The sequence below is a fragment of the Variovorax sp. J31P179 genome (genome assembly GCF_030316985.1).
Classification (GTDB): domain Bacteria; phylum Pseudomonadota; class Gammaproteobacteria; order Burkholderiales; family Burkholderiaceae_C; genus Variovorax; species Variovorax ginsengisoli_B.
Map to the genome: position 1 here is coordinate 1 of NZ_JASZYL010000043.1, position 1,512 is coordinate 1,512.

At 62.5% G+C, this 1,512-nt stretch carries 1 protein-coding gene; it reads right to left on the minus strand.

Features of this window, described 5'->3' with window-relative positions; translation table 11 throughout:
• Nucleotides 1–306: 306 nt before the first annotated feature.
• Entirely contained in the window at nucleotides 307–1,443 is a 1,137-nt protein-coding gene (locus QTI17_RS34935; protein WP_286538767.1) for an IS110 family RNA-guided transposase, read from the minus strand.
• Nucleotides 1,444–1,512: the final 69 nt, after the last annotated feature.

Below are 1,512 nucleotides of genomic sequence, written 5' to 3' on the forward strand. Positions count from 1 at the left end.
CAATCGCTTCTATGAGGGCTGGAATGTCAAGGCCTTCATGGCGGTCGATCGTCAAGACTGAGCGATCGAAGGTCGGGAACCGGTGGAAGTCCGAGTCCGTGCCCGGACGAGCTTCTATCCGTGCGGGTCCATGAACCCGACACCTCATGCTGAATGCGCGTCAGACGTGCTGGCAGGTTCCCGCTTTGCGAGGCGCCCCATCTGCAGCACCGGTCACGACAGAGACGTGACCCTGCGATTGCACGGGCGCTTCGACCTTCGATCATGAAGTTCATCTGGCTCAACAAGTGATTTGGCGCCAGGGCATCAGGTTTGGACGACCTTCATTTGCGCACCGGCCGGTATCTCGCCGTCTTGCAGGAAGTGCCACAGGGCAATGGCCAGACGCCTTGCCAGGGCCACGATACCCACCCGTCGCATGCGTGCACCTTCGCCCGCGAAGCGCTTGTTGAACCAGCGGGCGATCGCACTGCCTGGCTGCAAGCGCAACCAGCCCCACGCCAGTTCCACCAGCAGAGTTCGGGCCCTTCGGTTGCCAGCCTTGCTGATGCCCTGTTCGACCTGGCTGTCGCCACTGGCATACGGTGTGGGTGCCAGGCCCAGGCAGCCGGCGAGTTCCCGCCGGTTGGCGAACCGACGCCAGCCAAATATCTCGTGCACGAGCACCCAGGCTCCCTGCTCACCGATCCCGCGCAGGCTCATCAACTGCGCGACCATCGGCTTTTCTCGCTGTTGAAGCGCGTTGCGGCGTGCAGCCTCGATCTGGCGAACTTGCTCCTTGACGAGCTGCAGCCGCGCGAGTTCGCGCTCGATTTCCGCGCACAGCTTTCTGCCCAACTGTTCACCGTGCTGTGCCCACCAAATGGACCAGTCGCGGCCGCCGATGTGCACGCGTGGGCGCAGGTTGTGCAGCACCAGCAGCGAACCGATTCGGTTGGTGTGCGAGGTGCGCTCGTGGATCAGCCGTTCGAGTTCGCGATGTTCACGGCGTTCGTCCTCGTCGCTCTTGCTGGGCTCGCGCAGCACCGACCACACTCGCTCCCCGCGGTGGTGACGCACCAGCATCGTCTGCAGCTTGTCGGCATCGAGCCGATCGGTCTTGGCGCGTCGGGCTCGCCGGTTGACCTCAATACTCGCGGCATCAACCACGATGTTGTCTACACCCAGTTCGCTAAGCCAGCGATGCAGCCACCAGCCGTCGCGGCCGGCTTCGTAGCACGTGTGCACATGAGCATCCGAGGGCGTCTTGAAACGCTTGCCGGCTCGCACGATGCAGTCGGTCACGGCAACCTGGTCGCCCGCAGCGATGCTGAATCGACTCAACGTATTGCGACCGTCGCCGACACTTAGCTTCCACTGCTTGTCGCCGAGCTCAAAGCTCATGTACAGATCATCGGGCTTGGCCGTCTCCTGGCGCCGTAGCGCTGTCCAAGTGGTAGTCATCTCCATGCTCCTTAAAAGAGAACTGGAGCCGCTGTTTTACGCTTTCCTCCAGCCCTCCATAGCATCTGC